Source organism: Arthrobacter sp. 9MFCol3.1 (genome assembly GCF_000620385.1).
Classification (GTDB): domain Bacteria; phylum Actinomycetota; class Actinomycetes; order Actinomycetales; family Micrococcaceae; genus Arthrobacter.
Window position 1 is genome coordinate 93,428 of record NZ_JIBJ01000004.1, and the last position, 17,186, is coordinate 110,613.

Below are 17,186 nucleotides of genomic sequence, written 5' to 3' on the forward strand. Positions count from 1 at the left end.
ACATGCCGCGGCGGGCTTTAGAGTTGAAGCCAGCAAGCCGCGGCTCCGCGTCGGAAGGGAATGCCATGTCCATGATCAAGAGTCCCGAAGAGATCGCACTGATGCGCGAGGCCGGCCGGGTGGTCGCCACCACCCTCTCCCGGGTCCGGGAAGCGGCCGCCGTCGGCGTTTCGCTCAAGGAGCTGGACGATGTCGCCGCAGCGTCAATCGCCGACGCCGGAGCCACCCCGGCGTTCCTGAACTACCGGCCGCGCTGGGCATCAGTGCCGTTTCCCGGGGTCATCTGCACATCCGTCAACGACGCCGTCGTGCACGGGATCCCCAACGAGTACCGGCTCCAGGACGGGGACCTCCTGAGCGTGGACTGCGGCGCCTTCCTGGCCGGATGGTGCGGCGATGCGGCCATCAGCTTCATCGTGGGGACCGCGGACCCGGTGGACCAGGCCCTCATCGACGCCACGGACGCCGCCCTGGCGAGGGGGATCGACGCGGCAAGGATCGGGAACAAGATGGGCGACCTCGCCTACGCGATCGGCGGGGCGGCGCGCCGGGCAGGCTACGGGCTGCTCGCCGACCACGGCGGCCACGGCATCGGCCGGACCATGCACGCCGAGCCGCCCGTGCCCAACGACGGACGTCCCGGCCGCGGCATCAAACTGACCGAGGGCCTGGTCATCGCCATCGAGCCGATGCTGATTCTCGGCCGCAAGGACGACTACTACCATGACGACGACGAATGGACCCTCCGCTCAGCAAACGGCCGACGCGCCGCGCACAGCGAGCACACCGTGGCCATCACCGCCGACGGGCCGGTGATCCTGACCCTGCCCTAGCGCCCGCGGCCCCCGCCGGGCGGGGGCACCGTCAGGCGGACGACGGCGCGTCCCGGCACCGCGCCGCTGACCACCGGATTGCTGACCACTGGATTGCTGGCCACTGTGAAGCCGGCGGCCAAAAAGAGCCCCAGGGTGCCGTGGTAGAGATCCGCCGGGCCGGCCTTGGGCCGTTGCGCGGGGTCGACCGGATATCCCTCCACTACGGTTGCGCCGTGCGCGAGGGCATGTTCGACGGCGGCGGCAAGCAGCGCTCGCGCCACGCCGGTCCGCCGGTGGCCGGGGGAGACCACAAAGCAACTGACGGACCATACCTCGTGCCCGCCGGGATCCTTGGCGGCGTCGGGGGCCGACGCCAGCACCTTCGAGCGCAGGATCCTTAGGTAGCACCCGCGGGGCTCGACGGCGCACCAGCCCACGGGATTCCCGTCGCGGAAGGCCAGGACCCCTGGCTCCGGCTGGCCGCCGCCGAACTTTTCGCGTAACTGGTTCTTCCGCTCATCCGGGGTGGAGGCGGACCACTGGGGGCCGGTCAAGGCGAAGAACCGGCACCAGCAGCGTGAGGGTTCGCCGCGGACGCCGAAGAGACGCTCGACGTCGGGCCAGTCCGCCGCGGCGGTGGTGATGGCTGCCTGGGTCCGGAGTTCTGCTTCGCGCATGGAAAAGAGGGTAGCGCCTGGCGGCGTCGGCGTCGGCGTCGGCGTCAGCGTCAGCGAGTGCGGGTGCCCGGGCTCGCCTGGCGTCGGACACGGTGCGCGGCGAGCCGGAGCTGGATGATGCGGGCGGCTCCGGCGATGGCGACCAGCACTCCGCCGCCGACTGCCGCGATGAACAACGCGATGCCGAGCGGGACCGAGCCTTCGAGGCCAAAGAACTTCACCTGCACGTATTCCTGGTTCTGCAGGATGAACGCGATCAGCAGGATCAGCACCACCAGTGCGCAGGCAACCGCGGCCCAGACCATTCCGGCACGGGTGACCTGGCGCGTTTCCGGTGCGGGTGCGGGAGCCGGTTCCGTGGATGCCTCGGCACGGGAGGGTTCGGCGCGTCCCGCCGTCGTGGCGGCCACATCGGTGCTGCCCGCCAGGCCACCGGCGCCGGAGACCTGCTCGGCGGGCAATGGGCCGGTTGTGGCGTCAGCTGCCTCCGCGTACCGGGTGGCGGGAGCGTCGTCTGGATTGGTGGGGTTGAATCTTTGGGGTGTTTCGGTCATGGCGGCCGTACCTTTCGATTGCGGGCAGGGTGCACAGGCTTTCGCTGCCGGCCTGCCCGTCAAGTCAATACTAAGCGTGCTGAGGGCTGGCGGGGCTCCGGGTAGTGCGGCACGGTCCGGTCGATCCCCCGCACACCGACTTCTTTGCTTTTGTGGTCTTTGGCTGCCACCGGTGGGCGGCAATTTTTCCGGCAATCTTTCCGGCAATCTTCCGGGGTTCTTCCCGGAAGCAGCGGCGGGCGCGGGGCAATGCGGGCTGTTGGCACCGGCCGGGGGACGGTATAACGTCACAGCAAAGCGAATGCCTTGAAGAGGAGGCGCGGCCGTGACGATCATTGACAACGCCGTCTATGTGGACGGCCACCGGACCGCCGACCCGGAAGGACTCGAGGAGACGTACTTTCTGCTGCGGCAGCGCCAGGGCATGGCCTGGATTGGGCTCTACCGGCCCGAAGCCGAGGAGCTGCGCTCAGTGGCCGAGGAATTTGACCTGAGCCACCTGGCCGTGGAGGACGCGCTCGCCGGCCACCAGCGGGCCAAGCTTGAACACTATGGCGAGACGTTGTTCCTGGTGCTGCGGCCCGCGCGGTACCTGGACGATGTGGAGAAGGTCGAGTTCGGCGAGATCCATGTGTTCTCCGGCCCGGACTTCGTGGTGACTGTCCGCCGGGCGGAGTCTCCCGACCTGGCCCGGGTGCGCCGGCGGATGGAGTCCGAGCCGGAGTTCCTGGCGCTCGGACCGGATGCGGTGTTGTACGCGATTCTGGACCAGGTGGTGGACGAGTACGAGCCGGTGGCCGCAGGCCTGGAAAACGACATCGATGAAATCGAAGACGACCTGTTCGCTGCCGATCCCGGCGTATCGCGCAGAATCTATGAACTCTCCCGGCAGGTCATCACGTTCCAGCGTGCCACGGCCCCGCTGGCCGGAATCCTGCAGAGCCTTATGGGCAGCGGACCAGACGGGGTGCCGGACCCCGAACTGCAGGACCATTTCCGCGACGTCCTGGACCACGCCATCCGGCTGGGGGAGCGGGTAACTGCCTTCCGGGCACTGTTGCAGAATGCGCTGGCCGTCAACGCAGCCCTGGTAGCCCAGCGGCAGAACGACGAAATGCGGCTCCTGACGGAGTCGAGCTTCGCCCAAAACGAGCAGGTCAAGCGGATCTCGTCGTGGGCTGCCATCCTGTTCGCGCCGACGCTGATCGCGTCGATTTACGGCATGAACTTCCGCGACATGCCCGAACTCGACTGGATCTTCGGCTACCCGATGGCCCTCGCGCTCATGATCGGCATGGGCGGGATCCTGTTCCTGACGTTCAAGCACAACAAGTGGATCTGATGCTCTGTTTGAAATATGAGTTGAAACAAGAAGCGGCCCTGACCGTGCGTTGTCGCAGGTCAGAGCCGCTCTCTTGTGCCCCAGGAGGGAATCGAACCCCCGACCGGCGGATTAGAAGGCCGCTGCTCTATCCCCTGAGCTACTGGGGCGCGCTGGTGCCCACCGGCTGCTGCCGGTGACGCCTCAAAAAGTTTACAGTGCCGGACGGCCGGTGCGGGTCAACGGCGGCCGGTGGCCGCTCCTGCCGGACCGTACTAGTCCCCAACACGGCCCGCACGCCGTTGCCGGCAGCCGGTTTTCCACATGGCACAGCCGGGCACTCCCCGGCCGTGGCCGGCGGCGGGATGCTGGAACTGCCCGGCTGGGCACGACAATTCGAGACAGGACATGAGAATGAGCGACAACATTACGGTCCGTGGCTTCGTGGCCTCGGAGATCAGAAGCGCGACCACGCCCGGCGGCGTGGCCACGGCGTCCTTCCGGCTCGGCGCCACCGAGCGCCGCTACGACCGCGGCTCCAGCACTTGGGTGGATGGCAACACCAACTGGTTTACCGTCCAGGGATACCGGCAACTGGCCGGCAACATCGGCTGCAGCATCAAGAAGGGCCAGCGGGTCATCGTGGTTGGCAGGCTGAAGATGCGGAGCTGGGAGAAGGACGGCAGGGTCTACCACGACGCCGAAATTAATGCGGAGTCAGTCGGCCACGACCTCATGTGGGGCTCTGCCAACTTCACCCGCTCAGCCGGGGCCGGCAGCCAGACGACTGCCGGAACAGGTTCCCCCGGCGCGCCTGGCATTGGGGACGGGGACGGCGGCGGACCGCAGAGCCAGCCAGGGGATGCCGGCGCGGACGGCGACGGCGGCGCCGACCTGCACGCGACATTCATCGATGACGAGAGCGGTGAGGAAGAGGAGGTGGACCAGGAAACCGGAGAACTGAAAGGCGCCGCAGCCTGAATGCCGCAGGACCGGCTGGCAGCGCCGTGGAGGCCGGGATTGGGCACCGGAACACCGGAACGGGACGCCACCGCGTGGCAGAATTGCCGGATGCAACACGCCAGAATCGCTGCGGGACGGGCGGCGCCCACCTCCAGTGCGGGCGGGGCTGCCCGTCGCGGCGGCTGGGCCGTTGCGGCCGCCGTCACCTTGGTGCTCCTGCTGTCGGCCTCGGCCTGTGCGACGCCGGCCGGTAGCAGCGGGGCCCGGGCCGCTGGAGCCGCGGATTCTGAAGGCACACCTTCCGCAGTGTCCCGGGCGCCGGCAGTGTCCCCCGACCTGGTTGGGCCGACCGCCGGCGGGGCCGGGACAGCCAGCCCCGATATGAAACCCGGCATGAAACCCGACAGGGAATCCGCCACTAAATCCACCACTAAATCCACGGTCGAGACGGCCCTGGACGCCGTGGTCGGCGGCGGGGGCCGGCCCGAAACGGCGGACATCCGCGCGTCGTTGGTTAACGCAGGGATTCCGGCCGACGCCGTGGAAGTCACCGCCGGGCGGACGCCCACCGGCCTGGCTGCCGACGCCGTCGAGGCCGCCGTGCGCGACGGCAGCAACTGCATCGTGGCCCAGATCCGCGCCGGCACCGTCGCCGTCACTGTGCTGCCGGGCCTGGACTCCGGCGGCTGCCTCGTGGGCGTCCGGGACTGAGCAGAACCGTCGGCGGCCGACAGGGCGGCCGTCAAGTGGCCGATCCGGGCTCACGGAATGTGAGTTATCCCGGCCGAACCACTAGATTTGTAGGCATGGCGGAATTTATCTACACAATGACCAAGGCCCGTAAGGCTGTCGGCGAAAAACTCATCCTCGATGACGTGAGCATGTCCTTCTTCCCGGGGGCCAAGATTGGCGTTGTCGGCCCGAATGGTGCCGGTAAGTCCACCATTCTCAAGATCATGGCTGGCCTGGACACTCCCTCCAACGGTGAGGCCCGGCTCAGCCCCGGCTACACGGTAGGCATCCTGTTGCAGGAGCCGCCGCTGAACGAAGACAAGACCGTCCTGGGCAACGTCCAGGAAGGCGTTGGCGAAATCTACGGCAAGATCCAGCGCTTCAACGCGATCTCCGAGGAAATGGCCAGCCCCGACGCTGACTACGATGCCCTCCTCGAGGAAATGGGACAGCTGCAGGAAGCGATCGACGCGGCCGACGCCTGGGACATCGACTCCCAGCTGGAACAGGCCATGGACGCACTGCGCTGCCCGCCCGCCGACGCCGACGTCACCCTGCTCTCCGGTGGTGAGCGGCGCCGCGTCGCGCTGTGCAAGCTCCTGCTGCAGAAGCCGGACCTGCTCCTGCTCGACGAGCCCACCAACCACCTGGACGCCGAGAGCGTGCTGTGGCTGGAACAGCACCTCTCCAGCTACTCCGGTGCCGTCCTTGCCGTCACCCACGACCGGTACTTCCTCGACCACGTGGCCGAGTGGATCGCCGAAGTGGACCGCGGCCACCTGTACCCGTACGAGGGCAACTACTCCACGTACCTGGAAAAGAAGCGCGCCCGCCTTGAAGTCCAGGGCAAGAAGGACGCCAAGCAGGCCAAGCGCCTGACCGAGGAACTCGAATGGGTCCGGTCCAACGCCAAGGGGCGCCAGACCAAGTCGAAGGCCCGCCTGGCCCGCTACGAGGAAATGGCCGCCGAGGCGGACCGCACCCGCAAGCTCGACTTTGAAGAGATCCAGATCCCGCCGGGACCGCGCCTGGGCGGGCTCGTGCTGGAGGCCAAGGGCCTCCAGAAGGGCTTCGATGACCGCACCCTGATCGACGGACTGTCCTTCAGCCTGCCCCGCAACGGCATCGTCGGCGTCATCGGACCCAACGGCGTCGGCAAGTCCACGCTCTTCAAGACCATCGTGGGCCTGGAGCCGCTCGACGGCGGCGAACTGAAGATCGGCGATTCCGTCAAGATCTCCTACGCCGACCAGAGCCGTGGCGGCATCGACCCGAACAAGACCTTGTGGGAAGTCGTGTCCGACGGCCTCGACTACATCCAGGTCGGCCACGTCGAAATGCCGTCCCGCGCCTACGTGGCCGCCTTCGGCTTCAAGGGCCCGGACCAGCAGAAGAAGGCCGGGGTGCTCTCCGGCGGTGAGCGCAACCGCCTCAACCTTGCACTGACCCTCAAACAGGGTGGCAACCTGCTGCTCCTCGACGAACCGACCAACGACCTCGACGTCGAAACCCTCAGCAGCCTCGAGAACGCCCTGCTCGAATTCCCGGGCTGCGCCGTCGTCGTCTCGCACGACCGCTGGTTCCTGGACCGGGTGGCCACCCACATCCTCGCCTACGAAGGCGACGAGGAGAACCCCTCCAAGTGGTACTGGTTCGAGGGCAACTTCGAGTCCTACGAGGAGAACAAGGTGGAGCGCCTGGGCCCGGACGCGGCCAAGCCGCACCGGGTAACCCACCGCCGCCTCACCCGCGACTAAGCCCGCACGGCCTACAGCGCCACAAAAAAGCCGGCTCCCCCTGAACCTGTTCAAAGGGGAGCCGGCTTTTTGTGTGCCGAGGACGATGTGGGCCGCGGGCGCCGTATGCCACCCGCCGAAGGGTAGTGTCAGCAGCCCCCGGCCTCGCGGAGCCGGTGCTGCACCGCCCGCGATTAGACGGCGGCCTGCACGCCGCCCTTCTGCGTGTTCTTGAGGCCGGTGTCCCCGAAGTCGTTCGGGACGCGGATCATGCCTTCCTGGGCCACCGTCGCCACGTGCCGGCCGTCCCGGCTGAAGATCCTGCCCGTCGCCAGGCCCCGTGCGCCCTGCGCGCTGGGCGATTCCTGGACATACAGGAGCCATTCGTCGACCCTGACCGGCCGGTGCCACCACATGGCGTGGTCCAGGCTCGCCACGGACATCCCCGGCGTAATCCAGCTCATCCCGTGCTTGCGGAGGATGGATTCGAGCAAGGTGTAGTCGCTCGCGTAGGCCAGCGCGGCCCGGTGCAGGCCGGCGTCGTCGGGCATGGGACCGAAGGTCTTCATCCACACGGCGTTCCGGGCTTCCCGGGGTCCGTTGGCCGAGACATACAGCGCCGGATCGACGTGGCGGATGTCGAACGGCCGCTCGTAGGCCCAGTGCCGGGCCACGGGGTGGTCGAACTTCCCCAGCAGGTCGGCGGTGCTGGGCAGCGATTCGGGGTCCGGGATCCCGGCGGGCATCTCGGACTGGTGCTCGATCCCCTCGTCTTCGGCCTGGAAGGACGCGATCATCGACAGGATGGGCATGCCCTCCTGATAGGCGTGGACCCGGCGGGCCGAGAAGGACCGGCCGTCGCGCAGGCGCTGCACGCCGAATGTGATCGGCTTGTTGGCGTCTCCTGGCCGGAGGAAGTAACCGTGCATGGAGTGCACGCTGCGGTCCGGATCGACGGTGCGGCTGCCTGCTATCAGGGACTGCGCCAGCACCTGGCCGCCAAAGACGCGCTGCTGGGGCTGCTGCTGGGAGGGACCCATGAAGATGTCCTCGTCCGTCCGGGCGCCCTCGAGCTCGCCGAGGTTGAGGAGTTGGATGAGCGAGGAGGTGGGGTCCTGGGTCGGGAGCCCCAACAGTCCGGCTTCGGCTTCAGTCATGGTTTGACTCTAGACGGCGCCCGGCGCCGCTCCAAAGAAGCGCAGCCGGTAGAGTCAGTAGTGTGTCTGATGTCCTAACCCAGCCCCTGCAGTTCACCGATCCCCGCGACCTCGACGACCTGCGCACCTTCGCCACCCGCGCCAAGTCCATTGACGACGGCGCCATCCGGCTTCAGGCCACGGGCCCGGTCCTGGCCGCCTACGTCTGCGTGCTGCGGCCCCGGCTCCTGGGCGAATCCACCCCCACCATCCTGGGCCTGCGGACCATGGCGCTGGCACAGCCGGCGGACACTGACGTGACGGTGCCGCTGTCCGCGGTCCTGGACCGTTTGGCGCGGGCGGGGGAGGACGACGTCGAACTTCCCGTCCCGCCGGTGACCGTCAGCGAGTCGTGGGCCGGGATCGGCGCGCCGCGGGCCGGCTGGGAACTGCTCGGCACCGTCGAGGACGCCGCCCTGCGGACCGCAGCCGAGGCCGGCATCAGGGAGATCGCCGCGATCATCCCGGACAAGCCCGGCGCGCTGATCGTCAACAACGCCAGGGCAACGGTCTGGGGCCGGGAACTGCCCGACGCCGGCGGCCTGCCGGCCGGGGCCGCGTTCGCCGCGCTCACCCTGGGCTTCCTGGCAGAGGGCGAGCAACGGCTCTACCGGGCCGGGCGCTGGTTCCGGCTCAGCGGCCCCCGCGGCCACGTGCTGGTCCGGACCGGTACCGGTCTCTAGGACGCTTCCGGCACCCTCCGCGCCCAGTCCTCCGCGCTCAGGCCTCCGCGCTTAGGCCTCCGACGGGCTGTTCACCATGGACAGGGCGGCCCGCTCCATGTAGTCCCAGAGCGTCCCCTCGTACAACGGCGGCAGTTCCAGGGCATCCACCGCGGCGCGCATGTGTAACAGCCAGCGTTCCTTGGCCTCCGGCGTCACCCGGAACGGCATGTGGCGCATCCGCAGCCGCGGATGCCCGCGCTCCTCGCCGTACGTCGTCGGCCCGCCCCAGTACTGTTCCAGGAACATCAGGAAGCGGCGCTTGGCCGGGCCAAGGTCCTCTTCCGGGTACATGGCGCGCAACAGCGGATCTGTTGCGACGCCGTCGTAGAAAACATCGATGAGCTTCACAAAAGTCTCGTGGCCGCCCACGGCGTCATAGAAGTTGTCCGTGTAGCCGGGCTGGCTGAACGGATCGTTCTGCAGCAGCTGCCTGGGCTGGCTGGGTTCGCTGGCGCTGGGAATCGTCATTTCACTATTCTCCGGCCTTCTGCTGAGGTGCGCTGTCGGCCTCGTCCGCCGGGGACGCCTCGGGCGGAATGTACGTGCCCTGGGAACGGTTGCCCACGCGCAGGATTTCGCCGTTGCGCAGGTACCAGATGGTGCCGTCGTCGGCCCGGACCCGGGTAATCCGCAGGTTCATGGCCTCGACCGTGCCCACCACCTCGGAAGTCTCGATGATGTCGCCAATGCCGTACTGGTCCTCGAAGGTAATGAAGATGCCGGCGAGGAAGTCGCGGATCAACTGCTGGGCGCCAAAGCCGATGGCCACACCGAGGATTCCGACGCTCGTCAGGATGGGTGCCACGTCCACGTTCAGGTACTTGAGCACGTACACGATGGTGAGGACGGCGATCAGGACGCCGACCACGCTGCGGAGCAGTGCACCGATTGTCTCTGCCCGCTGGACGCGGCGTTCGTGGTCCAGGGCGCGGAACGCCGGAGCCACCCAGCGGAAGTGTGACTTCTTGAACAGTGTGCTGCCCGCCGCAACCCGTTTGGTGATTCCGGTGATCACGAAGGATGCCACCAACCACACGGCGACGCCGATGCCCAGGCTGATGAGGCCGCCTGGCAGGTTGACGGCCGAGATATCCGGCGCGGTGATGGGTTCGATGGTGGTCAGGCTGATCATCGGCGGGGGAAACTCCTTGTTTACTGCGGCCGTGCTGCCGGGCGGCAGCAGGGCTGGTCGTCCGGACGGGCGCCCGGCGTTCGCCGGGCGCATAACACTCTGGTCTACTTCAACAGTAGCGCCGTAGCGTGGCCCCATGCGCATCCTGGTCCTCGGCGGAACGGTCTTCCTGTCAGCAGAAATATCCCGGCAGGCCCTGGCCGCCGGCCACGACGTCACCTGCCTGGCCCGCGGCACCGCGTCCGCACCGCCCGACGGCGCCACCTGGCTGCGCGCTGACCGCTCGCAGGGGAAAGCCGCCTACGAGGCAGCCGCCGACGGCGGCCGGTGGGACGCCGTCGTCGACGTCTCGCGGGACCCTGACCAGGCACGGGAGGCACTGGAGGCGCTGGCCGGCTCGGCCCGGCACTGGACCTTCATCTCCAGCTGTTCGGTCTATGCGGACCATTCCGTGGCCGGCGAGGCCGAGGACGCCCAGGTGCTCCCGCCGCTTGCTCCGGGCACGGAGCTGACCATGGAAAACTACGGCGAAGCCAAGTCCGCGATCGAACACCTGACCCGGGAACTGGCAGGGGACAAGGCGCACCTCTGCCGCGCCGGCCTGATCGGCGGACCCGGGGACGGCTCCGACCGCTACGGGTATTGGCCGGCCCGTTTTGCCCGGGACAATGATCCCGTCCTTGTCCCGGACATCCCCGCCGACGCCACCCAGGTCATCGATGTCCGCGACCTCGCAGCCTGGATCCTCACCGCCGCTGAAAACGGCACCACCGGGGCGCTGAACGCCGTCGGTGAGCCGGTGCCGTTTGCCGCCTACTTGGGGGAAGCGCGCCAGCTCGCCGACGCCGACTCCGAGGTTGTTGTCGTCCCCGAGGACTGGCTGGCGTCGCACGGCGCGAACTACTGGGCCGGTCCGGACTCGCTGCCGCTGTGGCTGCCGCCCGGCCACGAGGGCTTCGCGACCCGCAGCAATGACGCCGCCCGGGCCGCCGGGCTGCGGCTGCGGCCCTGGATGGACACACTGCGGGACACCCTGGCGGATGAACGCCGCCGCGGACTTGGCCGGGAACGCAAGGCCGGGATGAGCCCGGAGGCGGAGCGCCGGATCGTTTCCGCGTACCGGTCAGGGGCCTCGTCCGGCCCGGCTGACGGCGCCGCCTGAATTATTCAGTCCGCCTGGCCCTCCACCACAGCCGTCGGCTCGTGCAGCACCGGGAAGTTGACGCTGCGCGCGATGAAACAGACCTTGTTGGCCTCGACGTGGAGTTCCTCGAGAACATCCGGTGCCGCCGGTTCCGCCACCGTCACCCGGGGCTTCAGCGTGACGGATTCGAACTGCCCGCTGCCGTCCCGGTTGGTCCGCATCAGGCCCTCGGCCCGGTCCTCGTACGCCGTCACCACGACGCCGTGCTTCACGGCCACGTGCAGGAAGGAAAGCATGTGGCACTGCGAGAGGGCGGCCAGGAGCAGCTGTTCGGGGTTGTAACGCCCGCGGTCCCCGTGGAAGGTCGGATCGGCCGAGCCGTACAACACCGGCAAGCCGGGGATCTCGACGTCGTGGTCGCGTGAGTAACCGCGGTACGTGGACGTCCCGGCCCCGAGGTTCCCGGTCCAGCGGACGGTCAACGAATAGCGGTGTTCGTCAAGGTTCATGACTCCAGCCTAGAACGACGGAACCCCGGCGCCGCACAGGGGCGGTGCCGGGGTTCCAGGCTTGCCGGGGGTCCGGTGCCGGGGTCGTTAGCCGACGTCGGCCTGGCGGGCCCGCAGGGCACGGTCAACGCCGTCACGGTTCTCCAGCATCATCCGGCGCAGCGCCGAACTGCCCTCGGGCAGCGAGGCCAGGAACTCATCCGTGCGGTCCACCGTGGCCTGCGTGGTCAGCTGGGCCGGGTAGAGCCCGACGACGATCTGCGAGGCCAGCGCGTGGGTGCGGCTGGCCATGATGCCCGGGACGGCCTCGAAGTACTTCTCGGCGTACGGCTCGAGCAGGGACGTGTCCAGGACACGGGTGAAGCCGGTCACCGCGGAGCCCTGCAGGGCGTTGGAGAGATCGCCCTTGACCACAATCGATTCCCAGGCCTCGGCCTTGGCCTCCGGGGTGGGGATGGCGGCCTTGGCCAGGGCCGCCGCGTTCTGGCCGTTGGAGGTGTTGTCGTGCTCCAGTTCCTCGTCGATCCGCTCCTGCCCGGCGCGGCCGCCTGCCACGAGGGAGGCCAGCAGCTCCCACCGCAGGTCCTGGTCCACGCTCAGCCCGTCGAGGGTGAGCGAGCCGTCCAGCAGCCCGGACACCGTGTCCAGCTGCCCGGCGCTGCGGGCCAGCAGGGCGTAGGACTTCACGAACTGCAGCTGGGCATCCGAGCCGGCAGGCACCGCCGAGGCGAGCTCCCAGAGCTTGTCGGCAGCGGCCACGGCCGTGGCCTCCTGGTGTTCCTCGGCCACGTAGAAGGTCAGCGTGGTGGCCAGCTGCCGGAGCTGGACCAGGATCACGGAGGAATCGGATTCCTCGGCGATGTTGGCGAGGATCAGCTCCACGTACCCGCGGGCCGGGGATTCGCCGTCGCGCGCCGCGTCCCAGGCTGAGCCCCACACGAGCGTGCGGGGGAGGCTCTGGCTGAAGTCCTTCAGGTGCGCCGTTGCGGTGGCGAGGGACTTCGGGTCCAGACGGACCTTGGCATAGGCGAGGTCGTCGTCGTTGAGCAGGACCAGGTCAGGCTGGGCAAGGCCGGCCAGGGCCGGAACCACAGTGCGCTCGCCGTCGACGTCGAGCTCCTCGCGGTGCACCCGCTCCAGCTTCCCGGCGCCGTTGAGGTTGTAGAAGCCGACGGCGAGGCGGTGCGGGCGCAGGGTCGGCTCGCTCTCGATCGCCGACTGCACGATGGCGAACGACTCGATGGTGCCGTCCGCGGCCGCCGAGATCTCCGGTGTCAGGGTGTTGACGCCGGCGGTCTCCAGCCAGAGCTGCCCCCACCGTTCCAGGTCGCGGCCGCTGGCCTTCTCGAGTTCGGCCATGAGGTCGCTGAGCTCGGTGTTCTGCCAGGCGTGCTTGCTGAAGTACTCCCGCACCCCGGACATGAATTGCTCCGGGCCCACCCAGGCGACGAGTTGGCGCAGCACCGAGGCGCCCTTGGCGTAGGTGATCCCGTCGAAGTTCACCTCGACGTCCTGGAGGTCGTTGATCTCGGCGAAGATCGGGTGCGTGGTGGGCAGCTGGTCCTGCCGGTAGGCCCAAGACTTCTCCACGGAGGCGAACGTGGTCCAGGCGTGGCCGAACTCGGTGTTCTCCACGGCGGCCAGGTGGGACATGTATTCGGCGAAGGACTCGTTGAGCCAGAGGTCGTTCCACCAGCGCATGGTGACGAGGTCGCCGAACCACATGTGCGCGAGCTCGTGCAGCACGGTGATGGCGCGGCGTTCCACCTGGGCGTCGGTGACCTTGCCGCGGAAGACGTAGCCTTCCAGGATGGTGACGGCCCCGGCGTTCTCCATGGCGCCGGCGTTGAACTCCGGCACGAAGAGCTGGTCGTACTTCTCGAACGGGTACGGGCAGCCGAACTGGGCCTCGAAGAACTCGAAGCCCTGCCGGGTGAGCTCGAAGATGTTGTCCGCATCGAGGTACTGCATAAGCGACTTGCGGGCGAAGATGCCCAGCGGGGTGACCTTGCCCGCCGCCGACGTGACCTCGCTGCGCACCGACTGGTACGGCCCGGCGATCAGTGCGGTGACATAGGAGGACAGCCGCGGAGTCGCCGTGAACTCCCAGACGGAGCGGGCGCCCCCATCCGCGCCCGGGATGGTCTCCACCGGCACCGGGGTGGGGGAGTTGGACACGACATCCCAGTGCGAGGGTGCGGTGACGGTGAACGTGAAGCTGGCCTTCAGGTCGGGCTGTTCGAAGACGGCGAACATGCGCCGCGAATCCGGGACCTCGAACTGGGTGTACAGGTAGACCTCGTTGTCCACCGGATCCACGAACCGGTGCAGGCCTTCGCCGGTGTTCATGTACGGGGCGTCGGCGACCACGATCAGGTGGTTCTCGGCCGCCAGGTCCGGGAGCTGGATCCGGACGCCGTCGGAGACCTCGGCCGGATCCAGTTCGCGGCCGTTGAGGCTCACGCTCTGCACGGCGTGGGTCACGGCGTCGATGAAGGTCGACGAGCCGGGCTTGGCGCGGAACTTCACGGCCGTGGTGGAGCCGAAGACCTTCTCGCCGCGGGTCAGGGCCAGGCTGACCTCGTAGGAATCGACGTCGATCAGGGCGGCGCGCTCGCGGGCTTCGGCGCGGGTCAGGTTCATACCGGGCAAAGGGGCCTCCAGAAGAAGATGGATACTGCCGGCCGGCCGCAGCCGCCGGCAATACTGTGAAATTATTCTTTCACGTCAGCCGCCCTTGGCAAGTTAGCCCGATCACAATGTCCGGCCCAAGGCCTCTGCACCCAGTCTGCCCAGTCTACGATTTGCCACAAATGGCCCCTCAGCCGCTGCCCTTAGCGGCCATTCGTGTCAGATGGGTGCGGTTGGGGCGGCCACGTCCTGACCTGCGCGCACGTCCCCAGATCCCTCAAGGTGCGTCCGCGGTAGCGTTGGAGCATGGGAAAGATCCGTGACTCAGTCGATGCCAGGGCGCTGCGCTTTGCCATCGGTTTCCCCCTGATGCTGGCGGCAGGATTCGTGGTCTGTGCGCTTCTGGTGCGCCGGGATCTGCCCGAGCCGCTCGCCGTCCGCTGGACCGCCGCCGGTGCCGCCGACTTCGCGCCGTTCGGCACGGTCGTGGGAGCCGGGGCGTCGCTGATCGTGGTCATCGGCTGGGCCGTGCTGCTGCAGGCCGTGCCGCTGTCCCGCCCCGCAATGATGCGCCGCATCATGATGGGCGCCGGCCTGTCCATGAGCCTCTTCGTCACCACGGTCCTCGCCGCCGTGCTCGTGGGCCAGCTGGGCCTGCCCGATGCGCGGGGATCGCATGTGGACGCCTCGGTCCTGGCACTCGGCAGCGGCGCGGCCCTCGGCCTGGGCATCGTCATGGGTTTCGTCTTCAAAGCCGACGAGCGCTGGTCCGTCGATGACGACCTCGCCGTCCGGCAGGCGCTCGAGCGCGAACAGGATCCTGATTTGGCCCGGGACCGGGTCAGCCTCTGGGTCCACGCCCGCAGCTCGATCTTCGTCATGCTCGGCATCGCAACGCTTCTGCCGGCCGCCCTCCTGACCATTGCCGTGCCGTGGCTGTCAGTCCTCCTGGTGGCGGCGGCCCTGGTGGCCGCGGCGTTCCTGGTGGCCCGGATCCGGGTTGACCGCGGCGGCCTGCACGTCTTCGCGGCAGGGTTCGTCCGGGTCATGGAGGTTCCGGCCGCGGCCATCGACGCCGCCACGCCCAGGGACGTCACGGCGGCGGACTATGGCGGGTGGGGCTACCGGATCCACGGCAACACCACGGCGATGCTGGTCAGCAGCGGCCCCGCGGTGGTCATCGACCGCTCGGACGGGCGCCGCCTGGCGGTGAGCGGCGGCAGCGCCACCGCGGCGGACAACATCGCCCAAACACTGTCCCGGGTGGCGGACAGGGCCCGGCGGAACGGCGGGACCCCCGCGGTGTAGCACGGCGGTGTGGCGCGGCGGTGCAGATCCACGGTGTAGATCGACAGTCGAGTACGACGGTGGAGTACGACGGTGGAGTACGACGGCGTGACCGGTCCGTGTAACACGACCACCCAGTGCGGTGTCCGGCCGGCTGCGGCACCGCCCCGGAAGACCCGGCCTAGTACGCTTGGACCAGACCCCAACCGCCCCCGGCCGCCGCCCGGCGCCGCAACCGAACGGAACAGCCGTGACCATTTCTGACCTGCCCCGCGTGCACATTGCCACCGACCACGCCGGAATGGAGCTCAGCGCCCACCTGGTCAGCCACCTCAGCGCCAAGGGCTACGAGGTGGTGGACCATGGACCCAAGGTCTACGACGCCCTGGATGACTACCCGTCGTTCTGCATCAACGCCGCACTCGCCGTCGTCGCGGACCAGGAAGCCGGAACCCACGCCCTCGGCATCGTCCTCGGCGGCTCGGGCAACGGCGAGCAGATCGCCGCCAACAAGGTCAAGGGCGTCCGTGCCGCGCTGGCCTGGAACCTGTCCACCGCCCAGCTGGCGCGCGAGCACAACGACGCCAACGTCGTAGCCGTCGGCGGCCGCCAGCACAGCGTCGACGAAGCCACGGAAATCATCGAGGCGTTCCTGGCCGAACCCTTCAGCAACGATGAGCGCCACGTCCGCCGGATCGGCAAGATCGCCACGTACGAGCGCACCGGCGAGGTTATCGACTAGTGCCGGAGGGGCATTCCGTCCACCGGCTGGCCCGCCAGTTCGGGGACGTTTTCGCGGGGGAGCGGCTCGCGGTCTCCAGTCCGCAGGGCCGGTTTGCCCAGGGCGCGGCGCTGCTGGACGGCCACACCCTCGCCGGCTCCGTGGCGCACGGGAAGCACCTCTTCCTGGAGTTCGGCCACGGGCTTCTCCTGCACGTCCACCTGGGGCTCTATGGCGCCTGGGATTTCGGCGGCGACGCCACCTTCCGCGGCGCGTCCAGCATCGGCGCGCCCCGGAAAGTGGGGGAGCGGGAAGTCTACGCCGACGGTGATGCGGCCGGTCCCGCCGCGTACGTGGGCCCGCCCGCGCCGGTCGGTGCCGTCCGCGTCCGGCTCGCCGGCGTGCACGGCTGGGCCGATCTCCGCGGTGCGACCACCTGCGAGGCGATCACGGACGTGGAAGCGGCGGCCGTACTGGCGCGGCTCGGCCCGGACCCGTTGCGGAACCTTCCGGGCGACCGGGACGCCTTCACCGCCACCGTGGCGGGCAAACGAACACCGCTGGCTGCCCTGCTGATGGACCAAAAGGTGATCGCCGGCGTCGGGAACGTCTACCGGGCCGAACTGCTGTTCCGGCAACGGCTCAACCCCTGGCTGCCCGGCGCCGAACTGTCACCGGACGCGGCCCGCCGGCTCTGGGACGACACCGCGGCCATGATGTCCGACGGCGTCCGGGACGGACGGATTATCACCACGACGCCGCAGTACTGGAACGGGGCCGGAGCCGGCGAAGCCCGCGGCGTTCTACCCGCCCCGGAGGAGGCGCACTTCGTCTACCGGCGGCACGGACTCGACTGCCGCGACTGCGGAACGCCGGTGGCGCTGACCGAGCTCGGCGCCCGGAAGCTCTACTGGTGCCCCGCCTGCCAGCAGGCCTGAGCCGGTACGCCTGCCCGGCCGCATCCATTGCTCCGCAACAGCCCTTTTGAGCCTCCAGAAGGGCAGCTGTGGAGCAATCGACGGCCAAGGCATGAAAAAAGCCCC

17 protein-coding genes and 1 tRNA gene are annotated in these 17,186 nt (G+C 68.7%); 10 read left to right on the forward strand and 8 right to left on the reverse strand.

What is annotated here, in order from left to right:
• Window positions 1-65 precede the first annotated feature (65 nt).
• Window positions 66-833: a type I methionyl aminopeptidase gene (gene map, locus C560_RS0103195; RefSeq protein ID WP_026537101.1), complete on the forward strand. Its 768-nt coding sequence runs from the start codon at window positions 66-68 to the stop codon at window positions 831-833.
• On the opposite strand, the gene C560_RS0103200 is transcribed toward map, so the two are convergent.
• Window positions 830-1,492 carry a GNAT family N-acetyltransferase gene (locus C560_RS0103200; protein WP_043422452.1) on the reverse strand — a complete coding sequence of 221 codons (663 nt, stop codon included), beginning with the start codon at window positions 1,490-1,492 and terminating at the stop codon, window positions 830-832. The two genes, map and C560_RS0103200, sit on opposite strands and share 4 nt — an antisense overlap.
• A 50-nt stretch (window positions 1,493-1,542) precedes the next feature.
• A complete protein-coding gene (locus C560_RS0103205) occupies window positions 1,543-2,046 on the reverse strand; it encodes a LapA family protein (protein ID WP_026537103.1) in 504 nt (167 codons plus the stop codon).
• A gap of 325 nt (window positions 2,047-2,371) precedes the next feature.
• On the opposite strand from C560_RS0103205, the gene C560_RS0103210 reads away from it, so the two are divergent.
• The gene (locus tag C560_RS0103210) at window positions 2,372-3,388 is read left to right on the forward strand and encodes a magnesium and cobalt transport protein CorA (RefSeq protein WP_026537104.1); all 1,017 of its coding nucleotides are present in this window, start codon (window positions 2,372-2,374) and stop codon (window positions 3,386-3,388) included.
• Window positions 3,389-3,464: 76 nt separating this feature from the next.
• Here the strand turns inward: C560_RS0103210 and C560_RS0103215 are convergent.
• A tRNA-Arg gene (locus C560_RS0103215) sits at window positions 3,465-3,537 on the reverse strand.
• 244 nt (window positions 3,538-3,781) lie between these two features.
• On the opposite strand from C560_RS0103215, the gene C560_RS0103220 reads away from it, so the two are divergent.
• From C560_RS0103220 to ettA, 3 genes are all read left to right on the forward strand, one after another.
• Window positions 3,782-4,348, forward strand: a complete 567-nt coding sequence (locus tag C560_RS0103220; RefSeq protein WP_026537105.1) for a single-stranded DNA-binding protein — start codon at window positions 3,782-3,784, stop codon at window positions 4,346-4,348.
• A 375-nt stretch (window positions 4,349-4,723) separates the two neighbouring features.
• A complete protein-coding gene (locus C560_RS0103225) occupies window positions 4,724-5,041 on the forward strand; it encodes a DUF6993 domain-containing protein (RefSeq protein WP_231494244.1) in 318 nt (105 codons plus the stop codon).
• A gap of 95 nt (window positions 5,042-5,136) precedes the next feature.
• Window positions 5,137-6,819 (forward strand): energy-dependent translational throttle protein EttA, encoded by a 1,683-nt coding sequence (gene ettA, locus C560_RS0103230; RefSeq protein ID WP_026266424.1) that lies wholly within the window; start codon window positions 5,137-5,139, stop codon window positions 6,817-6,819.
• A 173-nt stretch (window positions 6,820-6,992) separates the two neighbouring features.
• On the opposite strand, the gene C560_RS0103235 is transcribed toward ettA, so the two are convergent.
• Window positions 6,993-7,955 carry an acyl-CoA thioesterase gene (locus tag C560_RS0103235; protein ID WP_026537107.1) on the reverse strand — a complete coding sequence of 321 codons (963 nt, stop codon included), beginning with the start codon at window positions 7,953-7,955 and terminating at the stop codon, window positions 6,993-6,995.
• A gap of 62 nt (window positions 7,956-8,017) precedes the next feature.
• Between C560_RS0103235 and C560_RS0103240 the strand changes: the two genes are divergently transcribed.
• A complete protein-coding gene (locus C560_RS0103240) occupies window positions 8,018-8,677 on the forward strand; it encodes a hypothetical protein (RefSeq protein WP_026537108.1) in 660 nt (219 codons plus the stop codon).
• 51 nt (window positions 8,678-8,728) lie between these two features.
• On the opposite strand, the gene C560_RS0103245 is transcribed toward C560_RS0103240, so the two are convergent.
• Together C560_RS0103245 and C560_RS0103250 are read right to left on the reverse strand one after the other, a co-directional pair.
• Window positions 8,729-9,187 (reverse strand): globin, encoded by a 459-nt coding sequence (locus C560_RS0103245; protein WP_026537109.1) that lies wholly within the window; start codon window positions 9,185-9,187, stop codon window positions 8,729-8,731.
• Between the two features lie 4 nt (window positions 9,188-9,191).
• Window positions 9,192-9,851 (reverse strand): mechanosensitive ion channel family protein, encoded by a 660-nt coding sequence (locus C560_RS0103250; protein ID WP_018773383.1) that lies wholly within the window; start codon window positions 9,849-9,851, stop codon window positions 9,192-9,194.
• A gap of 136 nt (window positions 9,852-9,987) precedes the next feature.
• Here C560_RS0103250 and C560_RS0103255 point away from each other — a divergent pair, with 136 nt between their 5' ends.
• Window positions 9,988-11,013, forward strand: coding sequence for an NAD-dependent epimerase/dehydratase family protein (locus C560_RS0103255; protein ID WP_026537110.1), 1,026 nt, complete (start codon window positions 9,988-9,990; stop codon window positions 11,011-11,013).
• Between the two features lie 5 nt (window positions 11,014-11,018).
• Here the strand turns inward: C560_RS0103255 and C560_RS0103260 are convergent, their stop codons facing one another.
• Both C560_RS0103260 and pepN read right to left on the reverse strand, forming a co-directional pair.
• On the reverse strand, window positions 11,019-11,504 hold the full coding sequence (locus C560_RS0103260; protein ID WP_026537111.1) for an OsmC family protein: 486 nt from the start codon (window positions 11,502-11,504) through the stop codon (window positions 11,019-11,021).
• Between the two features lie 87 nt (window positions 11,505-11,591).
• Entirely contained in the window at window positions 11,592-14,147 is a 2,556-nt protein-coding gene (pepN, locus tag C560_RS0103265; protein ID WP_043422453.1) for an aminopeptidase N, read from the reverse strand.
• 294 nt (window positions 14,148-14,441) lie between these two features.
• On the opposite strand from pepN, the gene C560_RS0103270 reads away from it, so the two are divergent.
• The 3 genes from C560_RS0103270 (at window position 14,442) to C560_RS0103280 (ending at window position 17,081) form a co-directional block, all read left to right on the forward strand.
• Window positions 14,442-15,443, forward strand: coding sequence for a hypothetical protein (locus C560_RS0103270; RefSeq protein ID WP_018773379.1), 1,002 nt, complete (start codon window positions 14,442-14,444; stop codon window positions 15,441-15,443).
• Between the two features lie 229 nt (window positions 15,444-15,672).
• Window positions 15,673-16,164, forward strand: a complete 492-nt coding sequence (locus C560_RS0103275; RefSeq protein WP_018773378.1) for a ribose-5-phosphate isomerase — start codon at window positions 15,673-15,675, stop codon at window positions 16,162-16,164.
• Window positions 16,164-17,081, forward strand: coding sequence for an Fpg/Nei family DNA glycosylase (locus C560_RS0103280; RefSeq protein ID WP_026537113.1), 918 nt, complete (start codon window positions 16,164-16,166; stop codon window positions 17,079-17,081). The genes C560_RS0103275 and C560_RS0103280 overlap by 1 nt, the downstream gene beginning before the upstream one ends.
• Window positions 17,082-17,186 lie beyond the last annotated feature (105 nt).

Coding starts and splice junctions, on each gene's coding strand:
- map (WP_026537101.1), top strand. CDS start 66: ATGTCCATGATCAAGAGTCCCGAAGAGATCGCACTGATGCGCGAGGCC.
- C560_RS0103200 (WP_043422452.1), bottom strand. CDS start 1,492: ATGCGCGAAGCAGAACTCCGGACCCAGGCAGCCATCACCACCGCCGCG.
- C560_RS0103205 (WP_026537103.1), bottom strand. CDS start 2,046: ATGACCGAAACACCCCAAAGATTCAACCCCACCAATCCAGACGACGCT.
- C560_RS0103220 (WP_026537105.1), top strand. CDS start 3,782: ATGAGCGACAACATTACGGTCCGTGGCTTCGTGGCCTCGGAGATCAGA.
- C560_RS0103225 (WP_231494244.1), top strand. CDS start 4,724: ATGAAACCCGACAGGGAATCCGCCACTAAATCCACCACTAAATCCACG.
- ettA (WP_026266424.1), top strand. CDS start 5,137: ATGGCGGAATTTATCTACACAATGACCAAGGCCCGTAAGGCTGTCGGC.
- C560_RS0103235 (WP_026537107.1), bottom strand. CDS start 7,955: ATGACTGAAGCCGAAGCCGGACTGTTGGGGCTCCCGACCCAGGACCCC.
- C560_RS0103245 (WP_026537109.1), bottom strand. CDS start 9,187: ATGACGATTCCCAGCGCCAGCGAACCCAGCCAGCCCAGGCAGCTGCTG.
- C560_RS0103250 (WP_018773383.1), bottom strand. CDS start 9,851: ATGATCAGCCTGACCACCATCGAACCCATCACCGCGCCGGATATCTCG.
- C560_RS0103255 (WP_026537110.1), top strand. CDS start 9,988: ATGCGCATCCTGGTCCTCGGCGGAACGGTCTTCCTGTCAGCAGAAATA.
- C560_RS0103260 (WP_026537111.1), bottom strand. CDS start 11,504: ATGAACCTTGACGAACACCGCTATTCGTTGACCGTCCGCTGGACCGGG.
- pepN (WP_043422453.1), bottom strand. CDS start 14,147: ATGAACCTGACCCGCGCCGAAGCCCGCGAGCGCGCCGCCCTGATCGAC.
- C560_RS0103270 (WP_018773379.1), top strand. CDS start 14,442: ATGGGAAAGATCCGTGACTCAGTCGATGCCAGGGCGCTGCGCTTTGCC.